This window comes from Pseudomonas iranensis, assembly GCF_014268585.2.
Classification (GTDB): domain Bacteria; phylum Pseudomonadota; class Gammaproteobacteria; order Pseudomonadales; family Pseudomonadaceae; genus Aquipseudomonas; species Aquipseudomonas iranensis.
In genome coordinates, this window is record NZ_CP077092.1 from 134,950 (window position 1) to 157,440 (window position 22,491).

A 22,491-nucleotide genomic window follows, 5' to 3' on the forward strand; every position below is an offset into this window, starting at 1 on the left:
CCGCTTTCGCGAGCAGGCTCGCTCCCACAATTGGCGGGGTCTTTCTTAACGACGCAGTTCTTGCGCCAGCACCGCAATGTGCTCCGGGCCGATCCCGCAGCAACCACCCAGATGACTGGCGCCGCGCTGTTGCCAGTCCAGCGCCCAGTGCAGATACCCCGGCGGATCGAGATCGTCACGCAACGGGTCGAGCCCGTCGTTGGCCGTGGCTTCTTTCGGTTGCGGAGGAAACGCGTTGGCATACGCGCCGATATTGATCGTGACGCCGAGACGCTCAAAGGTTGCGCGCGCCGCGTCGATGGCCGCGCCAATCACTTCGGGCTGACTGCAGTTGAACAGCAGGGTTTCGACGCCGAGTTCAGCCGCCAGCGCAGCCGCTTCGGCTACCGGCTCACCGGAGCGCAGGCGTGGCACTTCATCGGTGTCTTCATCCTTGAGGGTGAACGACAGCCAGAACGGTTTGCCGTCCTTCGGCAACCCGGCGTGAATGGCCCGCGCCTCGATAATCGAACTCTGGGTTTCCGCCAGCCACAGATCAACATGCGAGGCCAGCCCATTGATCAGCGGCGTCAGCAGCTCGCTCACGCGATCCGCTTCGAACAGATCCGGACGATACGAACCAAACAGCGGCGGCAACGAACCGGCAACACGCACTGACTTGCCGGATGCCTGCACCGCCCGCCGTGCCAACTCCCCCGCCAGTGCCGCAAGCGCCTGGCCTTCAGCCGCAAAGCGCGCTTCGCCAATGTGAAATGGCACCACCGCGTAACTGTTGCTGGTGATCACGTCCGCGCCGCTGTTGATGTACGCGGCATGCACCGCCTCGACCGCCTGCGGCGCTTCACTCAGCGCCAGTGCCGACCACTCCGGTTGGCGAAACGGCGCGCCGGCGCGTTGCAACTCGCGGCCCATGCCGCCATCGAGAATGACCCTGTTTGCTGCGCCCATATGCTTTTCACTCATATGCTTATGAAAATAACTCACTATCAGAGTCGTTCTTATAACTATTTAATACGCACCACTCGGTTAATAACAACCTCTTTTTCAACAGGAAGCGACTGTGAAACTCCAACCGCTATTGGCCCTGGGCCTGACCATTCTGGCCTCCACCCAAGCCTTCGGCGGCGCAACGCTGGATCGTGTCGAACAGAAAAAAGAGCTGGTCGGCGTGCTCATGGAAAGCTATCCGCCCTTCTCGTTTCTCAATGAGCAGAATCAACTCGACGGTTTCGATGTCGACGTTGCCAAAGCGGTGGCGGACAAGCTTGGCGTCAAACTGCGTCTCGAAACGCCGTCCTGGGACGTGATCGCCGCCGGCCGCTGGAGCGGGCGCTACGACATCTGCATCTGCTCGATGACCCCGAGCAAGGCCCGCGCCGAAGTGTTCGACTTCCCTGTCGAGTATTACGCTTCGCCAGCAGTGATCGTGGTCAACGCCAAGGACGATCGCATTCACAGCGCCAAGGACCTGAGCGGCAAAAAGGTCGGCCTGACCAGCGCCTCCAGCTACGAAAGTTATCTGAACAAGAACCTGGTCATCGAAGGCGCCGAGGATACGCAGTTGCAGTATCCGTTCGAGGATGTGCAGATCGCTCCGTACGACACTGACAACGTCGCCTTCCAGGATCTGGGCCTGGGCGCCGGCGTGCGCCTGGATGCGATCCTCACCAATCTGGTCACCGCGCAGCCGCGCCTGAACCAGGACCAGCGCTTCAAACTGGCCGGCGAACCGCTGTACTCGGAACCGAACTCGGTGGCCATCGAAAAGGGTGACCCGCAGTGGGACGCCAAGGTACGCGAGGTGTTCGCGCAACTGAAACAGGACGGCACCCTGAGCAAGCTGTCGCAGAAATGGATCGGCGCCGATATCAGCCAATGACTTCCTTTCCGACCCCGCCACAGCCACCGCAACCGGTGGCTGAAACACGCCTGCAAAAGCTCTTTGGTTTCCGTACGCGCCTTTACCTGACGTGGGCGGCGCTGTTCTGCCTGTTCGCCGGATTTTTTCTCAGCTTCGATCTGAAGTTCGCGATCATCCTCGACAAGCTGCCCAACCTCGTTGGCCTGAAGCTGGCGCCGAACGGCTTCCTGCAAGGCGCAGCGCTGACGCTGTTTCTCTGCGCCTGCTCGATCATCGCCTCGTCGCTGCTCGGTTTCATCACCGCGCTGGCGCGCCTGTCGAACAGCGCCGTGGCATTTGGCATCGCCAGTTTCTACACCTCGTTCTTCCGTGGCACGCCACTGCTGATCCAGATCCTGCTGATCTACCTCGGCCTGCCGCAACTGGGCATCGTCCCCGGCGCCATCGTCGCCGGCATCATTGCCCTGTCGCTGAACTATGGCGCCTACCTGAGCGAAATCTTCCGCGCCGGCATCCTCGGCGTCGATCACGGCCAACGCGAAGCATCCCTGGCGCTGGGCCTGCGCGAAAGCGTGATCTTCTGGCGCATCACCCTGCCCCAGGCCATGCGCACAATCATTCCGCCGACCACCAACCAGTTCATCTCGATGCTCAAGGACTCGTCGCTGATCTCGGTAATGGGTGTCTGGGAAGTCATGTTCCTCGCTCAGTCCTACGGGCGCTCAAGTTATCGCTACATCGAAATGCTCACCACGGCGGCGATCATCTACTGGCTGATGTCGATCGGGCTGGAGCTGATTCAGGCACGGATGGAGCGGCATTACGGCAAGGCGTATGTGCGGCGTGGCTGAAGCGTATTCAAACGGTGTCCCGACGTATCCGCACAACGCCCATTTTCATGCCGAACGGGCGGAACACCGCGTTCAGCGACTTCAGCGTCTGATTGCCTTCGCCATGTTCGATATGCACCAGCGTGCGCACTGAAATCTTGCACATCTTCGCGAACTGAGTCTGATGCAGACCGGTGACTTCGACCCGTAAACGGCGCACGGCGTCACCGATTTCCAGAGTGCCTTCGGCCAGTGATTGCTGAATGCTTTCGATGAGCGCCGTGCGCTCGAGGACGGTCAGACTCATTGCAGGTCCCACTCTTTCAAACGTTGCTCGAGGTTTTTCAGATGAACGCTCGGGTGATTCATGGTTCTGGCGGGCAAACCGCTGGCCGCAAGAATATCCGGCAGTGCGGCCAGACGGCGGGCATCCGCGCGCAGGCCTTCGAACAGCGCCGAGGCATCCAGCCTCGCCAACGAATCGTGCGGATCTGCGCTATCGGCCAATACGCGGCAGACACCTCGCCAATCGACATCGCCCGCCCGCTCCAACTCTCTTGGCCATTTGGTCGTACGAGTCACGCCTTCGTCATCCATGACCATCGGGGCGAGGTCATAAATCGGCGCGAGCTGGAAAGCGTTCTCTTGCCGGATGATCGCCGTGTTACGACCGTGGTTATCGGAGTTTCCGAGGATTTTATTGATCAGGTCGCGACGCAGATAATCGGCGACGAGGACGGGAATCTGGCTGGCCTGACCCGCTTTGCGCCAGAGCCCGGCGAGCATGCGGATCACTTCCAGATGATTCATGGCGCTGCCTGGCGTCGTCACTTCTGCCAGCGAATAAATCGATTCGACGGCAAAACGCGACACCGCCCCATCTTTCACTTGCCGATCAAAACGCCGCATCCACAAACTCGGTTTGTTCGCCTCTTCCAAGGCCAGGCCTTCTGCCGCGACCGTTTCGATGCCCAATGTCTGCAGCGCTTTGTAGTAATGGAATTCGCTGCGCAGGATGTCTTGGTCGGTCTGCCCGCCCCTGTTTCTGGCAAATTTCACGAACCAGTGCTGTCGCACTTCTTCATCGTCCAGTACCGCATCGGGATACAGAAGCCCGGCGCTGTTCTCTGCCAGTAATAGCTTCGGCGCTTCACCACCTGCCCCCGTCGCGCCACCGATGGCCGCGCCTAGCTCGTAGGCATATTCAAGAAAGCGGTTGTCGCGGCTAATGACCTCCTCGCGCTTGAATCCGATCGGCTTTCTTTCATCGACTGCTTCCGCCGATTCCTTTATTCGCATGTTGCCAATGGGAGCTGGTGTACTGCGGCCCAGCAGAAACAGATCGGCGCTGATCTCGACGGGTCTTTCCTGACCCAGGCGGGCGAGCAGAAACCGCTTGGCTGCGCCTGCCGGTGCGATGTCGTGGACAAAGGCTGGCGTCTTCGCGCGCCGACCTTCCCAATCCAGCGGGTACAGGGCACTCACGGCTTGGGAAAAAGGCGACCCGATCGACTCGATGTTTTCCACCAGATAGCCCGCTTCATAACCAAAACTGCAGCGGCTTTCGAAGCCTTTTTCCGGATCATCGAAGTCAAGAATCATCGCGTCGTGCCATTGCCCGGCGGTGAAGATCTGAAGCGTCAGTTCGTACATGTTGATTCCATGTGCATTTTAATGCATTTCAACGAGGAAGGATCTCTTACACATGCAATATAGTGCATTCAAATAAGCCCATGCACCGCAAAATCTGCAACAAAATGCAGATTAACTCTCGCGATCGGATTTATGGCTGCAAAATAATGCAGATACGCGATTGAGGTCACGCCGTCATTAGTAGAAAGCCGTAGGAAAAAGAACGGATGACGCTGCGCAAAAGCGTCGTTTGCCCAGCCCGCTGAGAGTTTTTCTACAGAGCCATCCGATGTCGCCTGCGTGGATGCGCGAAGCGGCCGACATCGGTTTTTTTCGGGCAGCAATAGAGTTGGGTCTTCTCGATAAGGAGGTCGAACTTGATGCCCACTCAAAACCTATTCGCACCAAAACACCTGGCTCTGGCTATTTCACTGGCGCTCGGTGGCGTAGCACTGGCTAACGCCGAGCAATCCACTGAAGCAATAGAGCAGCCCCCAAGCGTGGAAGCGACGGAGCAGCTCGAAGCCAACCCCAAACAACAGGCGATGGAACGGCTCCAGGGTTTTCTCCACGACGCGAGCACCGTTCCGATCACCTTCACGACACCGGAAACCGTGTTCAAAGGGACTGACGTCAACGACTTGATTACCCTCACAGACGGCGCAAGCTTCACTGGCCGGCTGGATGGCGGCAAGGGCGATAACGTGTTGTTCCTGAATGCTGCGGATGGCGGCGCGTTGAACGACACGCGCAACTTCAATGGGTTATTCGTCGCCCAAGGCAACTGGACGCTGAGCTCAAAGGGTGATTTTCATGAAGGCGTCCTGGTCAACAGCGGTGGGGCAATGACCAACCTTGGCAGCATCAAGGGTGATGTGTATGTCCAGAATGGCGGCAGTTTCGCCGGTAAAGGCACGGTGGGAAATCTTGAGGTGGGTGGGCTGCTCACCGTCAATGCAGCGCTTGGCGCACCTCGAGTGAAGGGTAATTTGCACTTGGCGCCTGGTGCCGAATTGGCTTACGAGGTCACTCCCGCTGGTGGTCAGACGATCAAGGTCGACGGCACAGCTCAGCTTGACGGCGCCACCCTGAAAGTCGTCGCGGCGGGTGAATATCCGCAGAGCAGCCAATACAAAATCATCGAAGCCCGTGAGGTGAAAGGCGAGTTTGGCCGGATCGAGAACGATCTGGCGTATATGACGGCCACGGCTCAATACAACAAGAAATCGGTTGGGCTGACTTACGCTCGAAATGATGTACCGCTTGAAAGCTTCGCGCCTACAGAAAATGCAGAAGCACTTGCAGGCAGTATTATCGGGCAAGAAGCGTTAACTCCACCCGATGCACCGGCCTCAGCACCTACATCGCCAACGCCCGCTCCAACTTCAGTTGCAGCGGTGATCGAATTGCCAGTGCCAGTCCTGACCTCAGTCGCAGACTCAATTGAAGACTCCGCGCCAGCGGCATTATCGATACCAAACGAAAGCGTGGCTGCGCAAACCGGCGAAACTGCTGCACAACCCGCGCCTGAGCTTGCAAAACCTGCTAACGCAGCCGTCGCCGCATTGCTGATCAGCGACAAAGCCACGGCGCCCATCGCCCTCGACCAACTCGCAGCCGGCAGCAACGCCAACCTCGCCAAAGCCACGCTGAGCAGTATCACGCCGGTCAGTACGAGCATGCTCTCGGCGATGCGGCAGCTGGACAACCGTTCCGGCTCTACTGACGGCTCGCGCAGTTCACCGCGTCAGGCCGCAGGCAACGAAGACTCCGGGCGGGTGTGGATTCAGGCGTTGGGCCACGGCGGCAAGGTTGATCGCGACGCTGACGGCATCCTCCAACATGCCACGCAAGGGCTGGTCGTGGGCGCTGACTGGCGTCTCGATGAGCACTGGCATGTCGGCGTGCTCGGCGGCAAATCGCAGACGAAATTCGATGCCCGCCAGTACGACGGCGACCTCGATAGCTGGCACTTGGGCGCCTACGCCATGCGTCAGGATGGCCCGCTGTCACTGCGCCTCGGCGCGACCTACGCCAGCCATGACGGCAGCAGCAAACGGCGGGTCGCGTTCAAGGGTTTCAGCGATCGTCTCAAGGGCAACTACGACGCCCATACTCAACAGGCATTCGCCGAAGCCGGGTTCAATCTGGGCCGGGATAGCGTCACCCTCGAGCCCTACGCCAGCCTCGGCTATCAGCGTTATCAACGCGACAGCTACAACGAAAAGGGCGGCGACGCGGCACTGAAAGTCTTCGGGCAGACTCGCGACAACTTCAGCAGCACCTTTGGCCTGCGGCTTGCGCAGATCAATACGCTGGATAACGGCATGCATTTGACCCCGCGCTTGAGCGCAGGCTGGAAACATACCTTCGGCGAGATCGACAGCGACACCCGCCAGCAACTGCGCAAGGGCGGCAAGCGCTTTGAAGTGACCGGGGCGGCACTGGATCGGAACAGCCTCGCGGTGGATGCGGGGCTCGACCTTGGTCTTTCGGCGGCGCACACACTGGGCGTGGGCTTAACGGGTGAGCTGGGTAATGACAGCCGATCGTATGGCGTGGCGGGTCAATGGCGCATGGCGTTCTGATGCATTAAGCACGCCTCCTGTGGGAGCGAGCCTGCTCGCGAAAGCGCTGGATCATGCAAAGATGCTATTGGCTGACCTGGCGCATTCGCGAACAGGCTCGCTCCCACATGTGATCCCTGGCAATGACCTGACAAGGTCGAAAATTACAGGCAAAAAAAGGGGAGCACATGCTCCCCCGAGGTTTAAAGCGTTGGATCGCGACTGTTATCTCAGCCTTCGATCTCGATGAGGATTTCGCCCGGGTTGACCCGGTCGCCCTTGGCCACATGAATCGCGGTGACCTTGCCGGCAATGGCGGCCTGGACTTCGGTTTCCATCTTCATCGCTTCGGTGATCAGTACCGCCTGGCCAGCCTTGACGGTGTCGCCCTCCTTGACCAGCACATCGACGATGTTGCCGGGCATGGTGGTGCTGACATGGCCTGGTGCCGAGGCCTGTTTGCGTTTGCTGCTGCCGCCGCCAACGAATTCGTTGAGCGGTTCGAACACCACTTCTTCCGGCATGCCGTCGATGGACAGATAGAAGTGGCGCTTGCCTTCAGCCTTGACGCCGACACCGGTGATGTCGACGCGATAGGTCTCGCCGTGGACGTCGATGACGAACTCGGTCGGCACGCCTTCGCCGCCCGCCGAGGCAACGGCGCCCGCTTCCGGGATCGGCAACAGCACTTCCGGCGTGAGGGTGCCGGCGGCACGCTCCTCGAGGAACTTGCGGCCGATGTCCGGGAACATGGCGAAGGTCAGTACGTCTTCTTCGGACTTGGCCAGTGCGCCGATATCGGCACGCAACTTGGTCATTTCCGGCTTGAGCAGATCGGCCGGGCGCACGTCGATGACGTCTTCGCTGCCGATCGCCTGACGCCGCAGCTTTTCATTGACCACGCCCGGCGCCTTGCCGTAACCGCCCTGCAGATACAGCTTCACTTCGTTGGTGATGGTCTTGTAGCGCTCGCCGGCCAGCACGTTGAAGAACGCCTGGGTGCCGACGATTTGCGAGGTTGGGGTCACCAGCGGCGGGAAGCCGAGGTCTTCACGCACGCGCGGGATTTCTGCGAGCACTTCGCTCATGCGGTTCAGAGCGCCCTGCTCTTTCAACTGGTTGGCGAGGTTGGAAATCATCCCGCCCGGCACCTGGTTGACCTGCACACGGGTGTCGACGGCGGTGAATTCGCTTTCGAACTGGTGGTACTTCTTGCGCACGGCATAGAAGTACAGGCCGATTTCCTGGAGCAGTTCCAGATTCAGGCCGGTGTCGTACTCGGTGCCCTTGAGCGCGGCGACCATTGATTCGGTGCCCGGGTGGCTGGTGCCCGAGGCGAAGCTGGAGATTGCGGTGTCGATGTGGTCGGCACCGTTTTCGATCGCCTTGAGCTGGCACATGGCGGCCAGACCGGCGGTGTCGTGGGAGTGGATGAACACCGGCAGCGACTGCTCGGCTTTCAACGCGCGCACCAGTTCACCGGTGGCGTATGGAGTCAGCAGACCGGCCATGTCCTTGATCGCCACCGAGTCGCAACCCATGGACTCCATTTGCTTGGCCTGGGTGACGAAAGCATCGATGGTGTGCACCGGGCTGGTGGTATAGGCGATGGTGCCTTGCGCATGTTTGCCGGCCGCCTTCACCGCTTCGATGGCCACGCGCAGGTTACGCACATCGTTCATCGCATCGAAGATGCGGAACACGTCGATGCCGTTCACCGCTGCCTTGGCGACGAAAGCTCTGACCACGTCATCGCTGTAGTGGCGATAGCCGAGCAGATTCTGCCCGCGCAGAAGCATTTGCAGACGGGTGTTGGGCAGCGCCGCACGCAGTTGGCGCAGGCGCTCCCACGGGTCTTCCTTGAGAAAGCGCACGCAGGCGTCGAACGTCGCGCCGCCCCAGCATTCCAGCGACCAGTAGCCGACCTTGTCGAGCTTGTCGCAGATCGGCAGCATGTCTTCGGTGCGCATGCGGGTGGCGAGCAGCGATTGGTGAGCGTCGCGCAGGATGGTGTCTGTTACGAAGATTTTCTTGCTCATTCTTGTATTCCTCACAGGCCTGCGTGGGCGGCGATGGCGGCGGCGATGGCCAGGGCCAGCTCTTCGGGTTTGCGCTTGATCGAGTAGTTGGTCAGTTCCGGGTGGCTTTCAACGAAGCTGGTGTTGAACTGGCCGCTACGGAATTCCGGGTTGCGCAGGATTTCCTGGTAGTAGGCGGCGGTGGTCTTCACGCCCTGCAAACGCATGTCATCAAGGGCACGCAAGCCACGGTCCATCGCCTCTTCCCAGGTCAGCGCCCAGACCACCAGTTTCAGGCACATCGAATCGTAGAACGGCGGAATGGTGTAGCCGGTGTAGATCGCCGTGTCGGTGCGCACGCCCGGGCCGCCGGGGGCGTAGTAACGGGTAATCTTGCCGAAGCTCGGCAGGAAGTTGTTCTTCGGGTCTTCGGCGTTGATACGGAACTGCAACGCAAAGCCACGGTGCTGGATGTCTTCCTGCTTTACCGACAGAGGCAGGCCGGAAGCGATGCGAATCTGTTCGCGGACGATGTCGATGCCGGTGATTTCTTCAGTGATGGTGTGTTCCACTTGCACCCGCGTGTTCATCTCCATGAAGTACACCTCGCCCTCGGCGAGCAGGAACTCCACGGTGCCGGCATTCTCGTAACCCACTGCCTTGGCCGCACGCACCGACAGGTCGCCGATATAGGCGCGTTGTTCCGGGGTCAGCTGCGGGCTTGGCGCTATCTCGATGAGCTTCTGGTTGCGGCGCTGGATCGAGCAGTCACGTTCGAACAGGTGCACGACGTTGCCGAAGCTGTCGCCAAGGATCTGCGCTTCGATGTGCTTGGGATTGACGATGCATTTTTCCAGGAACACTTCCGCCGAACCGAACGCCTTGGTGGCTTCGGAGATGACCCGGGGGAAGTTCTGTTCGAGTTCTTCGCGGCTGTTGCAGCGACGGATACCGCGACCGCCACCACCGGAGGTGGCCTTGAGCATTACCGGGTAACCGATGCGGTCGCCCTCAACCAAGGCTTCTTCGATGCCGGAGACGTTGCCCTCGGTGCCGGGCGTCACCGGTACGCCGGCCTTGATCATGCTGCGCCGCGCTTCAGTCTTGTCGCCCATGCGCCGGATGACTTCCGCCGACGGGCCGATGAATTTGATACCGCGTTCAGCGCAGATTTCCGCCAGCTCGGCGTTTTCCGACAGGAAACCGTAGCCGGGGTGCAGCGCATCGCAGCCGGTTTCCACGGCGAGGTTCACCAGCTTGCGCGGGTTCAGGTAACCGGCCAGTGGCTCGGCACCGACGCTGTGGGCCTCGTCCGCACGCTTCACATGCAAGGCATGGCGATCGGCGTCGGAGAAAATCGCAACCGAGCGAATGCCCATTTCGGCGCAGGCTCGTACGATGCGTACGGCAATCTCACCACGGTTGGCGATCAGGATCTTTTTTATCACTTGGAGGTTCCCTTGAGCCGGTGGCACCACGACCTGCTGGAGCCAGGTCGACGCGTGACCAAATGTTTCAATTCAGTCGCAGGTCCACACTAGCGCCGCTGAGGGATTAACAAAAATGAATAAAAATTGGGTCAGGCATAAGTAAACACTTATAGTCGGAACATCCGTGTGCCTTGAGAGCCTGAATAAAATGCGTAAGTCATTGATGCGTATGACATTGCGTCAGTTGCAGATCTTCAATGAGGTGTGTGATCTACGCTCCTACAGCCGCGCCGCCGAGGAAATGTCCCTCACACAACCGGCCGTGAGCCTACAGATTCGGCAGCTTGAAGAGCTGATCGGTCAGCCGCTGTTCGACTATGTCGGCAAAAAACTCTACATGACCGAGGCGGCGGAAGCGCTTCAGCGTGCCAGTCGCGACATTTTCGGGCGGCTGGAAAACCTCGATATGCAACTGTCGGACATGCAGGGTTCGCTGCAGGGTCAGCTGAAACTGGCAGTGGAATCGAGCGCCAAATATTTCGTGCCGCATCTGTTTGCTGCGTTCAAGCGCCAGCATCCGGAAGTCAATTTGCAGCTGACCGTGGTCAACCGTGGCCAGGTCATCCGCCGCCTCTCGGACAACCGCGATGATCTGGTGATCATGTCGATGGTGCCGCAGGACATGGGCCTGGAATTTCTGCCGTTTCTCAACAATCCGATTGTCGCCGTGGCGCGCCCGGATCACCCGCTGGCGCACATGGGCCCGTTGCGCTTGCAGGATCTGGAGCCGTATACGCTGCTGATCCGCGAGACGGGTTCTGGCACGCGTCTGGCCTGCGAGGAATACTTCAAGGAAAAGCGCGTGCACTTCACCCAGACCCAGGAGGTAGCGTCCGCCGAAGCCCAGCGCGAATGCGTGGTGGCGGGTCTGGGCCTGGCGCTGCTGACGCGCCACGCCCTGAACCTGGAGCTGGCGACCGGCGGCTTGGTCGAGCTGCCGGTCGAAGAGTTGCCGCTGCTGCGCAGCTGGTGTCTGGTGCAGGCCAAAGCCAAGCGGCTGTCACCGGTGGCGCACGCCTTCCTGGCGTTCATCCGCAGCGAGCGGGCGCAGATTATTGCGTTGGTTGAGCGTTTCGACGGGAAGCTGCGGGCGTCGCCTGCCAGTGCGTGATCTCGGGAAAATCGCCGATCTCGGCCTGAAGCTGGCGAAGTTGGAAGCGATCTTCGATTGCGCGGCGAAATTCCATGCGGCGCTGATCTTCCTGCTGACGACGGGTTTTCGCGGCGCTGTTGCGTTCTTCGTAGGGCTGAGCCATTTCGAGTCTCCCAGGGCGAGTACGGGAGTTTCACGATAGGCGTGGGGGATGACGGTTTGGCTGCGCGGGGATGACAATGTGATGAAATGTGCGCAGGGATGTGCTGTTGTTGAAGACGCTTTCGCGAGCAGGCTCGCTCCCACATTTGATCCCGTTATGACCCAGAGTTTGTGTTCTCGGGAGGTCCCCTGCGGGAGCGAGCCTGCTCGCGAACAAGGTTGGAACGACCTTGCTCAATCATCCAGGGCTTTCACGGCTTTTGGAGACAAACGCAAACTGCGCAGACTGCGCTTGACGCTCTTGAGGTGATTGACCAGGCTCGGCCCGCGCGCCATGGCCACGCCCATCGCCAGCACGTCGATCACCACCAGGTGCGCGATTCGCGAGGTCAGCGGCGTGTAGATCTCGGTGTCTTCGTGCACATCGATCGCCAGATTGACGGTCGACAGTTCGGCCAACGGCGTCTGGCTCGGGCACAGGGTGATCAGCGATGCCCCGCTCTCGCGAACGAGGTTAGCGGTGATCAGCAAATCCTTGGAGCGCCCTGACTGGGAAATACAGATCGCCACATCGGTAGGCTTCAGCGTCACAGCCGACATCGCCTGCATGTGCGGATCGGAATACGCCGCCGCGGTCAGCAGCAAACGGAAGAACTTGTGCTGTGCATCCGCGGCCACCGCACCGGACGCTCCAAAGCCGTAGAACTCGACACGCTGCGCCTGGGACATCAACGTCACCGCACGCTGCAACTCCACCGGGTCGAGCTTCTCGCGCACTTCCATCAGGGTGTGCAGCGTGGTGTCGAAAATCTTCAGGCTGTAGTCGGCGACGGAGTCGTCTTCGTGGATCGCGAACTGGCCGAAGCTGGCGCCGGCGGCCAGGCTTTGCGCCAGTTTCAGTTTGAGATCCTGAAAGCCGGAACAACCGATGGCGCGGCAGAAGCGCACGATGGTCGGCTCGCTGATGCCGACGCTGTGAGCCAGGTCGGCCATGGAACTGTGCATCACTGCCGCAGGGTCAAGCAGCACGTGGTCGGCGACCTTGAGCTCCGACTTGCGTAACAGGTGACGTGACTGGGCAATGTGTTGCAGCAGATTCAAGGGGCTGGACTCTTCTTGTGGGCAAGGATGTAGCAAGCTTGTAGTTATACTACATGAATGGGCATTTTGCCTGCTCAATGCGTAACTCAATGTCCCGGCATCAGGCACGCTGAGGAGCATGTAGCCCTTACTGCGGGTTTTTCTGATCACGCAAAAGCCCGGCCAGACAAGCAGCGTCTACCGGCCGGCTGATCAGATAACCCTGCACCTCGTCGCAGTGTTCGGCGCGCAGAAATGCCAGCTGATCCTCACGCTCGACGCCCTCGGCCACGACTTTCAGGGCCAGCCCGTGGGCCATGGCGATGATCGCGCGAGTGATCGCTGCGTCCGCACTGCCCTCGCTCAAGCCGCGAATGAACGCCTGATCGATCTTCACGTAATCCACCGGAATGCGCTTGAGGTAACTCAACGACGAATACCCGGTACCGAAATCATCGATCGCCAGTTTCACTCCCAGATCGCGCAGTTGCTGGAACGTCGCAATGATGTGTTCGACGCTGTCGAGCAAATGACTTTCGGTCAGCTCCAGCTCGAGGTAGTGCGGCGCCAGCCCGGTTTCTTCCAGCACCTGCCGGACCAGACTGACCAGTTTGCCCTGGCGCAGCTGATGCACCGACAGGTTCACCGACACGCGGATCGGCGCCAGGCCCTGACGCTGCCATTCGCACGCTTGCCAACACGCCTGGCGCAAAACGAATTCACCGATCGGCCCGATCAGACCGGTCTCTTCGGCCAGGCCAATGAAATCCGCCGGCGGCACCTGGCCCATGCCCGGATGATCCCAGCGCACCAGCGCTTCAGCGGCATTCATGCGGCCGGTTTGCAGGCACAGTTTCGGTTGGTAGAACACCGTCAGTTGCTGTTCTTCAATGGCTCTGCGCAGGTGGTTTTCCAGCTGCAAACGTTCGAGTGTGCTGGCTTGCAGACTGTCGGTGAAGAACTGGAAATTGTTGCCGCCCAGATGTTTGGCATGCTGCATGGCCATGTTCGACTGGCTGACCAGCGCCGAGATCTCACGCGCGTTGTCCGGCAACAGGCTGATGCCCATCGAAGCGCTGACCACCAGTTCATGCCCGTCAACGCTCAGCGGCAAACGCAGCTTGGCCGACAACCGCGTCGCGACCCGTGCGAGGCTCGACAGATTGCCGTAGGCATCGAACAGCACGGCAAATTCGTCACCGGACAGGCGCGCAATGGTGTCGGCTTCCGGCAAGGCATTGACCAGCCGCCGGGCCATCTTCTGCAGGAGCTGATCGGCGACTTCATGGCCGAGACTGTCATTGAGCAATTTGAAGCGATCGAGATTGATGTGCAGCAGCGCCAGACTGCGGCGCCCGCCCTGGCGCACCCGCTGATGGGCTTCGTGCAGACGCTCGCGGAACAGTGACCGGTTGGCCAGGCCGGTGAGCTCGTCGTAATGGGTCAGATAGCGCAGGCGTTCTTCCGAGGCCCGCCGCGCCGAGAGATCGGCGAAGAAGCCGACGATGTGGCTGACATTGCCACGGCTATCACGCACGGCATTGAGTTGCAGCCACTGCGGATACAGCTCGCCGTTCTTGCGGGTTTCCACGAGTTCGCCCTGCCAACTGCCGTACTGCTCCAGCGCATGACGGATCGCCACGTAGTGACGACGGGCATCGCGGCTGCACGGCAACTCGACGACGTTGCGCCCGAGCATGTCGTCTATCTCGTAACCGGTAACCCGGCTGAAAGCCTGGTTGATCGCGATCAGCGCGTATTCCGGGTCAAGAATCACGATGCCTTCGCTGGCCGCTTCGAACACCGTCGCCGCCAGCCGCTGCTGCTCTTCGAGGCTTTTGCTGGCGCTGATATCGCGGCGAGTGCCGACCATGCGAATCACCCGGCCGTTGGCGCTGCGTTCTACGGCGCGGCCACGGTCCTCGATCCATACCCAATGGCCGTCGCCGTGGCGCAGGCGATATTCGACCTGATAATCCTCGGTGCGCCCCTTCAGATGCTCGACCAGGGCGAACTTGAGTGACGGCACATCTTCAGGATGCAGTCGTGGCTTGAGGTCGCGCAGCAGCGCGGTGACGTATTCCGGGGCGAGGCCGAACAGTTCCTGAATCTGTGTGTGGTGGACTTCGTCGGTCTGCAGGTTCCAGTCCCACAATCCGAGCTCACTGGCCTTGAGCGCCAGCGCCAGGCGCGCTTCGCTTTTGCTCAGGGCCTGATTGGCGGCATCCAGTTCGCGGCTGCGCTGGGCCACGCGATCTTCCAGATCGACCTGCGCTTCACGCAACTGCGCCTCGGCACAGCGGCGCTGTTCGATCTCTTTGCCCAGCTCCTGATTGAGTTGTTCGCTGCGCGTCTGCGCTTGCTGCAAATGCTCGATCAGGTGCTGATTCTGGAAACGCCGAAGCAATCCACGGTCGATCAGCCGATTGACCTGCCACGCCACCACGCTCAACGAACCGAGCAGGATCAGACCCAGCCAGCCCCAGCCCCGGGCCTGATCGTCGCCGCCCCAGAACAGGTAGCCGATCGCTGGCAGCAGGCACGGCAAGGTAAACGAGAGGAACGCCGGCAGGCTCACCGCGTAGGCGACACTGGCCGACAGCGTTGCCGCGCCGATCAGGCCGAACACCCAGGCTTGCTGCATGAAGTTGTCAGCGGGTACCAGAGCGATGCCGGCTCCGGCCAGCGTCAGACCGGTCATGGTCGAACCGAGCAGGAACATGCGGAACCAGATCGGCTGGGCCTGACGATCGGGAATCGCCGAATCGAACGCGGCTACCTGAATCACCCGCAGCGCGACCAGCGACAGCAGCCACACCAGCCAGACGCTGACCACGAAGTAGCGCTGCGGGCTCCAGAGCAAAGCGGCGCAGACCAGACCATTGATCAACATGAACAGCGTGGGCAACAACGAGCCCTGATACAGCAGACGCGTGCGCTCCACCGCCATTTCGACGGCATAGTGCTTGCGGATCACCCGGGGGTCCACGGAGGGCCCCGACAGTTCGGCGCTGAGGATCATGGGCAACGTTCTTGTTCTTATAGGAGGGCGTGCGCCCGAAACGTGCACGGAGCATACACAAGCCGATCCCGATGCCAAACTGCTGCGGATGACAATTGCAGGGAAATTTTCCGCCGCTTGCGCACCGCTGCAACCCCTCAGGCGAGACGGGCCGAAGCCTGCAGCCAGTGACCGACCGGTCGTCATCGGCAGCACATTCATCGGCTAATGCAACGCACGGTTTGCCCGGGCCTGCGGCGCACCCTAGAATGCCCCGATGCGCGATGATCTCTCCCTTCTGCTGAACTCCCTCAACGATGCCCAACGCCAGGCCGTAGCGGCCCCCGTTGGCCGTCAGTTGGTCCTGGCCGGCGCCGGTTCCGGTAAAACCCGAGTGCTGGTGCACCGTATCGCCTGGTTGATCCAGGTCGAAAACGCCTCGCCTCACTCCATCCTGTCGGTGACCTTCACCAACAAGGCCGCTGCCGAGATGCGCCATCGCATCGAGCAGTTGCTGGGCATCAACCCGGCCGGCATGTGGGTCGGCACCTTCCACGGCCTCGCGCACCGCTTGCTGCGGGCGCACTGGCAGGAAGCGGGCCTGAGCCAGACCTTCCAGATTCTCGACAGCGATGACCAGCAGCGTCTGGTCAAGCGGGTGATCCGCGAGCTCGGTCTGGACGAGCAACGCTGGCCGGCGCGTCAGGCGCAGTGGTTCATCAACGGCCAGAAAGACGAAGGTCTGCGGCCGCAACACATTCAGGCCAGCGGCGACCTGTTCCTGGCCACCATGCGCGGCATCTACGAAGCCTACGAGGCGGCGTGCCTGCGGGCTGGCGTGATCGATTTCTCCGAACTGCTGCTGCGCGCCCTCGATCTGTGGCGTGATCACCCGGGTCTGCTGGCGCACTACCAAAAGCGCTTCCGGCATATTCTGGTCGACGAATTCCAGGACACCAACGCCGTGCAGTACGCCTGGTTGCGCCTGCTCGGCAAGGGCGGCGACAGCCTGATGGTGGTCGGCGACGACGACCAGTCGATTTACGGCTGGCGCGGGGCGAAGATCGAGAACATCCATCAGTACTCTTCCGACTTCCCGGACTCCGAAACGATTCGCCTGGAGCAGAACTACCGATCCACTGCCGGCATCCTCAAAGCCGCCAACGCGCTGATCGCCAACAACACCGGGCGTCTCGGTAAAGAGCTGTGGACCGACGGTGGCGATGGCGAAGCGATCAACCTGTACGCCGCGTTCAACGAGCACGACGAAGCCCGTTACGTGGTGGAAACTATCGAAAGCGCGCTGAAAACTGGTCTGGCCCGTAGCGATATCGCCATTCTGTACCGCTCCAACGCCCAGTCGCGGGTGCTTGAAGAAGCCCTGCTGCGCGAGCGCATCCCGTACCGCATCTATGGCGGTCAGCGCTTCTTCGAACGCGCGGAAATCAAGAACGCCATGGCCTACCTGCGCTTGCTTGAAGGTCGCGGCAACGACGCGGCGTTGGAGCGAGTGATCAACGTACCGGCGCGGGGCATCGGCGAGAAAACCGTCGAAGCGATTCGCGAGCATGCGCGACACAGCGACGTATCGATGTGGGAAGCGATGCGCCTACTGGTGGCCAACAAAGGCCTGACCGGTCGCGCCGCCAGTGCGCTCGGTGCGTTCATCGAACTGATCGAGAACCTCGCCGCCAAGTGCGCCGAGATGCCGCTGCACCTGATGACGCAAACCGTCATCGAGCAGTCCGGCCTGATCGCTTATCACGAAGCGGAAAAAGGTGAGAAAGGCCAGGCCCGGGTAGAAAACCTTGAGGAACTGGTCAGCGCCGCACGCAACTTCGAGAACACCGAAGAAGACGAAGAACTGACGCCACTGGCGGCGTTCCTCGGCCACGCTTCGCTGGAGGCCGGCGACACTCAGGCCGACGAGCACGAAGACAGCGTGCAGCTGATGACCCTGCACAGCGCCAAAGGCCTGGAATTCCCTTACGTGTTCCTCGTCGGCATGGAAGAAGGCCTGTTCCCGCACAAAATGAGCCTGGAAGAACCGGGGCGTCTTGAAGAGGAACGGCGTCTGGCTTACGTCGGTATCACCCGGGCGATGCAGAATCTGGTCATGACCTACGCGGAAACCCGGCGCCTGTACGGCAGCGAAACCTACAACAAGGTGTCGCGTTTCGTACGGGAAGTGCCGAAAGGCCTGATTCAGGAAGTGCGTCTGTCCAACAGCGTCAGCCGACCGTTCGGCGGCAACCAGTCGATGAGCGGCAGCAATCTGTTCAGCGGCAGCGAGATACCGGAAACCGGTTTTGTGCTCGGTCAGGCCGTACGCCATTCGATCTTCGGCGAAGGGGTGATCCTCAACTTCGAAGGTTCCGGCGCCCAGGCCCGGGTACAGGTGAACTTCAGCGAAGGCAGCAAGTGGCTGATGCTCGGCTACGCCAAGCTGGAAGCGATCTAATCACCGGCACTCAACCCATGTGGGAGCGAGCCTGCTCGCGAAAGCGCTGTCACATCAAGCAATCATTTGCCTGACACGACGCCTTCGCGAGCAGGCTCGCTCCCACAGGTTATGCGGCGCAAGTGCATCAATCCCTCTGAACCTATCGCCTTTTCCTACAGACAAAAGTACATCGGCTGATTGCCTCGCCAAGCTGAACGCGACCTGTCAGGCAAAAGCCCGAAACACTCTCTCGCTAGCCAGTAACACTTCAGCTGTGCAACATGGCGCGCGTGTCTCCACAAAACGGGAATACCCTTTATGAAACGTTTTCTTAGCATCGCCATGGCGTTGTGCATCGGCCTGACGATGAGCCTCGACGCCAACGCCAAGCGCTTTGGTGGTGGCAAAAGCGCCGGCGCTGCGCCGACGCACCAGACCAGCCAGATGGCTCCTTCTTCTCCAGGCGTGGGCGGCGCAGCAGCGACCGCTGGCGCTGCCGGTGCTGCTGGCGCCGCGGCCAAGGCCGGCGGTGCGTCGCGCTGGCTCGGCCCATTGGCGGGCATCGCCGCCGGTGGCCTGCTCGCGTCGATGTTCATGGGCGACGGCTTCCAGGGCATGCAGATCTTCGACATCCTGATCATGGCGCTGATCGCGTTCGTGATCTTCCGCTTCATCGCCGCCCGTCGTCGCAAGCAGCAGGAGCAATTCGCTCCGGCCGGCGCGCCGATGCAGCGTGAAGTGTTCGAGCAGAAGCCTGCCGCCATGGGTTCGATCTTCGGTGGTTCGGCTGCTCCGGCTGCCGCCCGTCCAGTGATCAACGCACCGGCCTGGTTCAACGAAGAGCGCTTCCTTGAAGCTGCGCGCAGCCACTTCCAGTCGCTGCAGCAGCACTGGGACGCCAACGAAATGGACAAGATCGCCGAGTTCGTGACCCCGCAAATGCTTGAGTTCCTCAAGCGTGAGCGTGCGGATCTGGGCGACGGCTTCCAGTCGACCTACATCGACAACCTGCAGGTGCAGCTGGACGGCGTCGACGATCGTGCCGACAAGACCATCGCCACCCTGACCTTCACCGGCGTGTCGAAAACCTCGCGTTTCGACCAGGGCGAAGTGTTCAGCGAAAGCTGGAACATGGAACGTCCGCAGGGCGACAACCAGCCTTGGCTGGTCGCCGGTATCCGCCAGAACGGCTGATCCCTGCTGCGCTTCACTTGCGGTAACAGAACCCCGGCCTCGGCCGGGGTTTTTCATTTCACGGTTGCATCTATGGCGAGCTACTGTATAAACCGGCCCATATAAACCGCGCCATTCAAGCAAGAGGATCCCGGACGTGGAAGAAATCATCGAACAACTGCGCGAAGCCAACGAACCCGTGCCGGTTCCATTGGAATTGCCAGACGAAGACCAATTGGTGGAGATCGAAGAAGAACTCTTCATCAACATTCCGTTCGTCTTCAAAGAGTTTTTGCTGACCGTCAGCGACGTGGTCTATGGCAGCCTCGAGCCGGTGACCGTCACCGACCCGCAATCGCACACCTATCTGCCGGACGTTGCCGCCAATGCCTGGGACGCCGGCGTGCCGCGCGACCTGATCCCGATCTGCCAGGACGGCGACGACTACTACTGCGTTGAAGAAGACGGCACCGTGGTGCTGTGGTCCGGCGAAGAAGAGCTGATCACCGAAGAATCATGGGAATCGGTGTGGCACTGGGCGCGGGACGTCTGGCTGGAAAGCTGATCCGCCACACGCCCCGGCAGGTCAATGCCCCGACGACTCCTTATGGTTGTCGAGGGTTTCCAGCAGCGCCACCTGCATGCGCGTATGCACGCGGATGAACCAGCGCCAGAGCAGCGCCGCCACGGCGGCCGCGACGACGGCGATCAGCACCAGCAGCTTGTTGGTCGGCAGGATACTGGCCGACAAGGCTGCCAACAGCAGGAAAATCACCAGCAGCGAGAGAATCGGGATCACTTCGGCGATCACCCGGCGCACTCGCTGCGTGTGACGCCCGGCCATCTCCGGCTTGACGCCCATCTCCGCCAGCAGCATCGACAGCGCCTTGAGCTTGCGATAAGCCGCGATCAGAAATGGCAGCGAGACCAGCAACGCCCCGCCCCAGATCAGTGCCTTCTGCCAGCTCGGATCGCTGATCCAGTCCTGCAGCCACAACGAGATGCGCTCGGCGAAGTATGCGCCGGCAAAAAAGATCGCAATCACCAGAGCCAGATTGACCCCGACCTGCAACAGGATCCGCCGGATCATCGACGCCAGCAGCGCACCCTCGCCCTGCGGTTGAATACTGCGCAACCATTCGCCATACATGCCGAGCACCCGCCCGAGCCGCTTGGGCACAGCGGCCGAGAGCTTGATCGACAACGGATCCGCCGCGCGAATCAGGTACGGCGTCAGCAGTGTGGTGATCACAGACACGGCTACGGCGACCGGGTAGAGGAAGTTGCTGGTCACCTGCAAGGTCATGCCCAGCGCGGCGATGATGAAGGAAAATTCGCCAATCTGTGACAGACCCATGCCGACTCGCAGCGAGGTCCGTCCGTCATTGCCGGCGATAAACGCACCGAGGCCGCAGGACAACATCTTGCCCAGCACCACGGCCACGGTGATCACCGCGATCGGCCAAGCGTATTCAATGAGAATCAGCGGATCGAGCATCAGCCCGATGGCGACGAAAAAGATTGCGCTGAACAGGTCGCGGACCGGCTCGACCAGCCGTTCGATTTTCAGCAATTGCCGGGACTCGGCCATGATCGCGCCGATCAGGAAAGCCCCGAGCACCATGCTGTATTCAAGCTTGACCACCAACAGGCAGAAGCCGAAACACAGGCCGAGCACGGTGATCAACAGCATCTCGTTGCTTTCGAATTTCGCCACATAAGCCAGCAGACGCGGCACCAACAGAATGCCGATGACCAGCGCGACGATCATGAACAGCGACAGCTTGCCGACCGTGGAAAACACTTCACCCGAACTCACCGTGCCGCTGACGGCGATGCTCGACAGCAGCGCGATGATGCCGATGCCAAGGATGTCCTCGACAATCAGCACACCGAAGATCAACTGCGCAAAGCGCTCGTTCTTCATCTTCAGGTCATTCAGCGCTTTGACGATGATGGTGGTGGAGGAGATCGCCAGAATCGCGCCGAGGAACAACGAATCCATGGTGTTCCAGTCGAACCAGCGGCCGATTTCGTAGCCGATCCAGATCATCAGGATGATTTCGAGAAACGCGGCAATGAACGCCGTGGCGCCGACCTTGAACAGCTTGCGCAGGCTGAACTCCAGGCCAAGGCAGAACATCAGGAAGATCACCCCGAGTTCGGCCAGGGTCTTGATGGTTTCTTCGTCGTGAATCAGGCCGAACGGCGGCGTATGCGGGCCGATGATGAAGCCGGCGACGATGTAGCCGAGCACCACCGGTTGCTTGAAACGATGAAACAGCACGGTTACCACCCCCGCGACCAGCATGATCACTGCCAGATCCTGAATGAAACTGATGGCATGCATGGCGTGGGCTCCTTGATGACGAGGCGCGCGGACAGACGTCAGACATTCTGCGCGAGCAGGGTAAAAATCCGCTTTTAATGTAGGAATTGCCCTTGGGCAGGGCTTTTGCAGGTTAACACCGCGACTTCGCTCTGGAAGCCGGTGCAATATATGGAAACAGATCGCTACCAGCGTGACGGCGGCCCGCCGCGCGGCGTCCCGATAACGGTGCTTTTTGAAAAGCCACCAGGTGCCCGCAGAGGCGCTTCCTGCAATCAGCCTTGATCCGTGAGAACGTTATGGAACCCGGAAACGCCCAGCTGTCGATGACGGTACTGATGACCCCCGACATGGCCAACTTCTCTGGCAATGTCCACGGCGGCACCCTGCTCAAATACCTCGACGAAGTGGCCTACGCCTGCGCCAGCCGTTATGCCGGGCGCTACGTGGTGACCCTGTCGGTGGATCAGGTGATTTTCCGCGAGCCGATTCATGTTGGCGAACTGGTGACGTTCCTGGCCTCGGTCAACTACACCGGCAACACGTCGATGGAAGTTGGCATCAAAGTGGTCACCGAAAACATCCGCGAACGCTCGGTGCGCCACACCAACAGCTGCTTCTTCACCATGGTCGCGGTGGATGATCAGCGCAAACCGGCCGCCGTGCCACCGCTGCAACCGCAGAACAGCGAAGACAAGCGCCGCTTCATGCAGGCGCAGCAGCGCCGGCAGATTCGCCAAGAGCTGGAAAAGCGTTATCAGGAAATCAAGGGCGACGCCTGAAACGGATAGCGCTCAATTGATCGCTTTCGC

At 60.6% G+C, this 22,491-nt stretch carries 17 protein-coding genes; 8 read left to right on the forward strand and 9 right to left on the reverse strand.

Annotated elements, in window-relative coordinates; translation table 11 throughout:
• Positions 1 to 45 precede the first annotated feature (45 nt).
• Positions 46 to 948, reverse strand: coding sequence for a homocysteine S-methyltransferase family protein (locus HU724_RS00630; protein ID WP_186568771.1), 903 nt, complete (start codon positions 946 to 948; stop codon positions 46 to 48).
• Positions 949 to 1,060: 112 nt separating this feature from the next.
• On the opposite strand from HU724_RS00630, the gene HU724_RS00635 reads away from it, so the two are divergent.
• Complete coding sequence (locus HU724_RS00635; RefSeq protein ID WP_016772458.1) at positions 1,061 to 1,879, forward strand: ABC transporter substrate-binding protein; 819 nt, start codon at positions 1,061 to 1,063, stop codon at positions 1,877 to 1,879.
• Positions 1,876 to 2,712 (forward strand): amino acid ABC transporter permease, encoded by an 837-nt coding sequence (locus HU724_RS00640; protein WP_016772457.1) that lies wholly within the window; start codon positions 1,876 to 1,878, stop codon positions 2,710 to 2,712. Before HU724_RS00635 ends, HU724_RS00640 begins: the two co-directional genes overlap by 4 nt.
• A 7-nt stretch (positions 2,713 to 2,719) precedes the next feature.
• Here HU724_RS00640 and HU724_RS00645 read toward each other — a convergent pair whose 3' ends face one another.
• Together HU724_RS00645 and HU724_RS00650 are read right to left on the reverse strand one after the other, a co-directional pair.
• The gene (locus HU724_RS00645) at positions 2,720 to 2,998 is read right to left on the reverse strand and encodes a helix-turn-helix domain-containing protein (RefSeq protein WP_024014849.1); all 279 of its coding nucleotides are present in this window, start codon (positions 2,996 to 2,998) and stop codon (positions 2,720 to 2,722) included.
• Positions 2,995 to 4,344: a HipA domain-containing protein gene (locus HU724_RS00650; RefSeq protein ID WP_186568770.1), complete on the reverse strand. Its 1,350-nt coding sequence runs from the start codon at positions 4,342 to 4,344 to the stop codon at positions 2,995 to 2,997. Before HU724_RS00650 ends, HU724_RS00645 begins: the two co-directional genes overlap by 4 nt.
• Before the next feature lie 359 nt (positions 4,345 to 4,703).
• On the opposite strand from HU724_RS00650, the gene HU724_RS00655 reads away from it, so the two are divergent.
• Complete coding sequence (locus HU724_RS00655; protein WP_186568769.1) at positions 4,704 to 6,911, forward strand: autotransporter outer membrane beta-barrel domain-containing protein; 2,208 nt, start codon at positions 4,704 to 4,706, stop codon at positions 6,909 to 6,911.
• A 209-nt stretch (positions 6,912 to 7,120) separates the two neighbouring features.
• On the opposite strand, the gene oadA is transcribed toward HU724_RS00655, so the two are convergent.
• Together oadA and HU724_RS00665 are read right to left on the reverse strand one after the other, a co-directional pair.
• Positions 7,121 to 8,929: a sodium-extruding oxaloacetate decarboxylase subunit alpha gene (oadA, locus tag HU724_RS00660; RefSeq protein WP_186568768.1), complete on the reverse strand. Its 1,809-nt coding sequence runs from the start codon at positions 8,927 to 8,929 to the stop codon at positions 7,121 to 7,123.
• 11 nt (positions 8,930 to 8,940) lie between these two features.
• Positions 8,941 to 10,356, reverse strand: a complete 1,416-nt coding sequence (locus HU724_RS00665; protein ID WP_024014853.1) for an acetyl-CoA carboxylase biotin carboxylase subunit — start codon at positions 10,354 to 10,356, stop codon at positions 8,941 to 8,943.
• 190 nt (positions 10,357 to 10,546) lie between these two features.
• Between HU724_RS00665 and HU724_RS00670 the strand changes: the two genes are divergently transcribed.
• Entirely contained in the window at positions 10,547 to 11,509 is a 963-nt protein-coding gene (locus HU724_RS00670; RefSeq protein ID WP_133335559.1) for a LysR family transcriptional regulator, read from the forward strand.
• Here HU724_RS00670 and HU724_RS00675 read toward each other — a convergent pair.
• From HU724_RS00675 to HU724_RS00685, 3 genes are all read right to left on the reverse strand, one after another.
• Positions 11,451 to 11,654, reverse strand: coding sequence for a PA3496 family putative envelope integrity protein (locus HU724_RS00675; protein ID WP_186568767.1), 204 nt, complete (start codon positions 11,652 to 11,654; stop codon positions 11,451 to 11,453). The genes HU724_RS00670 and HU724_RS00675 overlap by 59 nt on opposite strands.
• A 233-nt stretch (positions 11,655 to 11,887) precedes the next feature.
• Positions 11,888 to 12,754, reverse strand: a complete 867-nt coding sequence (hexR, locus tag HU724_RS00680) for a transcriptional regulator HexR (RefSeq protein ID WP_007962240.1) — start codon at positions 12,752 to 12,754, stop codon at positions 11,888 to 11,890.
• Between the two features lie 127 nt (positions 12,755 to 12,881).
• Positions 12,882 to 15,755 (reverse strand): GGDEF domain-containing phosphodiesterase, encoded by a 2,874-nt coding sequence (locus HU724_RS00685; protein WP_186568766.1) that lies wholly within the window; start codon positions 15,753 to 15,755, stop codon positions 12,882 to 12,884.
• A gap of 256 nt (positions 15,756 to 16,011) precedes the next feature.
• On the opposite strand from HU724_RS00685, the gene uvrD reads away from it, so the two are divergent.
• From uvrD to HU724_RS00700, 3 genes are all read left to right on the forward strand, one after another.
• Entirely contained in the window at positions 16,012 to 18,195 is a 2,184-nt protein-coding gene (gene uvrD, locus HU724_RS00690; protein ID WP_186568764.1) for a DNA helicase II, read from the forward strand.
• A 300-nt stretch (positions 18,196 to 18,495) separates the two neighbouring features.
• Positions 18,496 to 19,371 (forward strand): Tim44 domain-containing protein, encoded by an 876-nt coding sequence (locus HU724_RS00695; protein WP_016772449.1) that lies wholly within the window; start codon positions 18,496 to 18,498, stop codon positions 19,369 to 19,371.
• A 136-nt stretch (positions 19,372 to 19,507) separates the two neighbouring features.
• The gene (locus tag HU724_RS00700; protein ID WP_007954245.1) at positions 19,508 to 19,915 is read left to right on the forward strand and encodes an SMI1/KNR4 family protein; all 408 of its coding nucleotides are present in this window, start codon (positions 19,508 to 19,510) and stop codon (positions 19,913 to 19,915) included.
• 21 nt (positions 19,916 to 19,936) lie between these two features.
• Here the strand turns inward: HU724_RS00700 and HU724_RS00705 are convergent, their stop codons facing one another.
• Positions 19,937 to 21,700 carry a cation:proton antiporter gene (locus tag HU724_RS00705; RefSeq protein WP_186568762.1) on the reverse strand — a complete coding sequence of 588 codons (1,764 nt, stop codon included), beginning with the start codon at positions 21,698 to 21,700 and terminating at the stop codon, positions 19,937 to 19,939.
• A 278-nt stretch (positions 21,701 to 21,978) separates the two neighbouring features.
• Here HU724_RS00705 and HU724_RS00710 point away from each other — a divergent pair, with 278 nt between their 5' ends.
• Positions 21,979 to 22,461 carry an acyl-CoA thioesterase gene (locus HU724_RS00710; protein ID WP_016772447.1) on the forward strand — a complete coding sequence of 161 codons (483 nt, stop codon included), beginning with the start codon at positions 21,979 to 21,981 and terminating at the stop codon, positions 22,459 to 22,461.
• Positions 22,462 to 22,491: the final 30 nt, after the last annotated feature.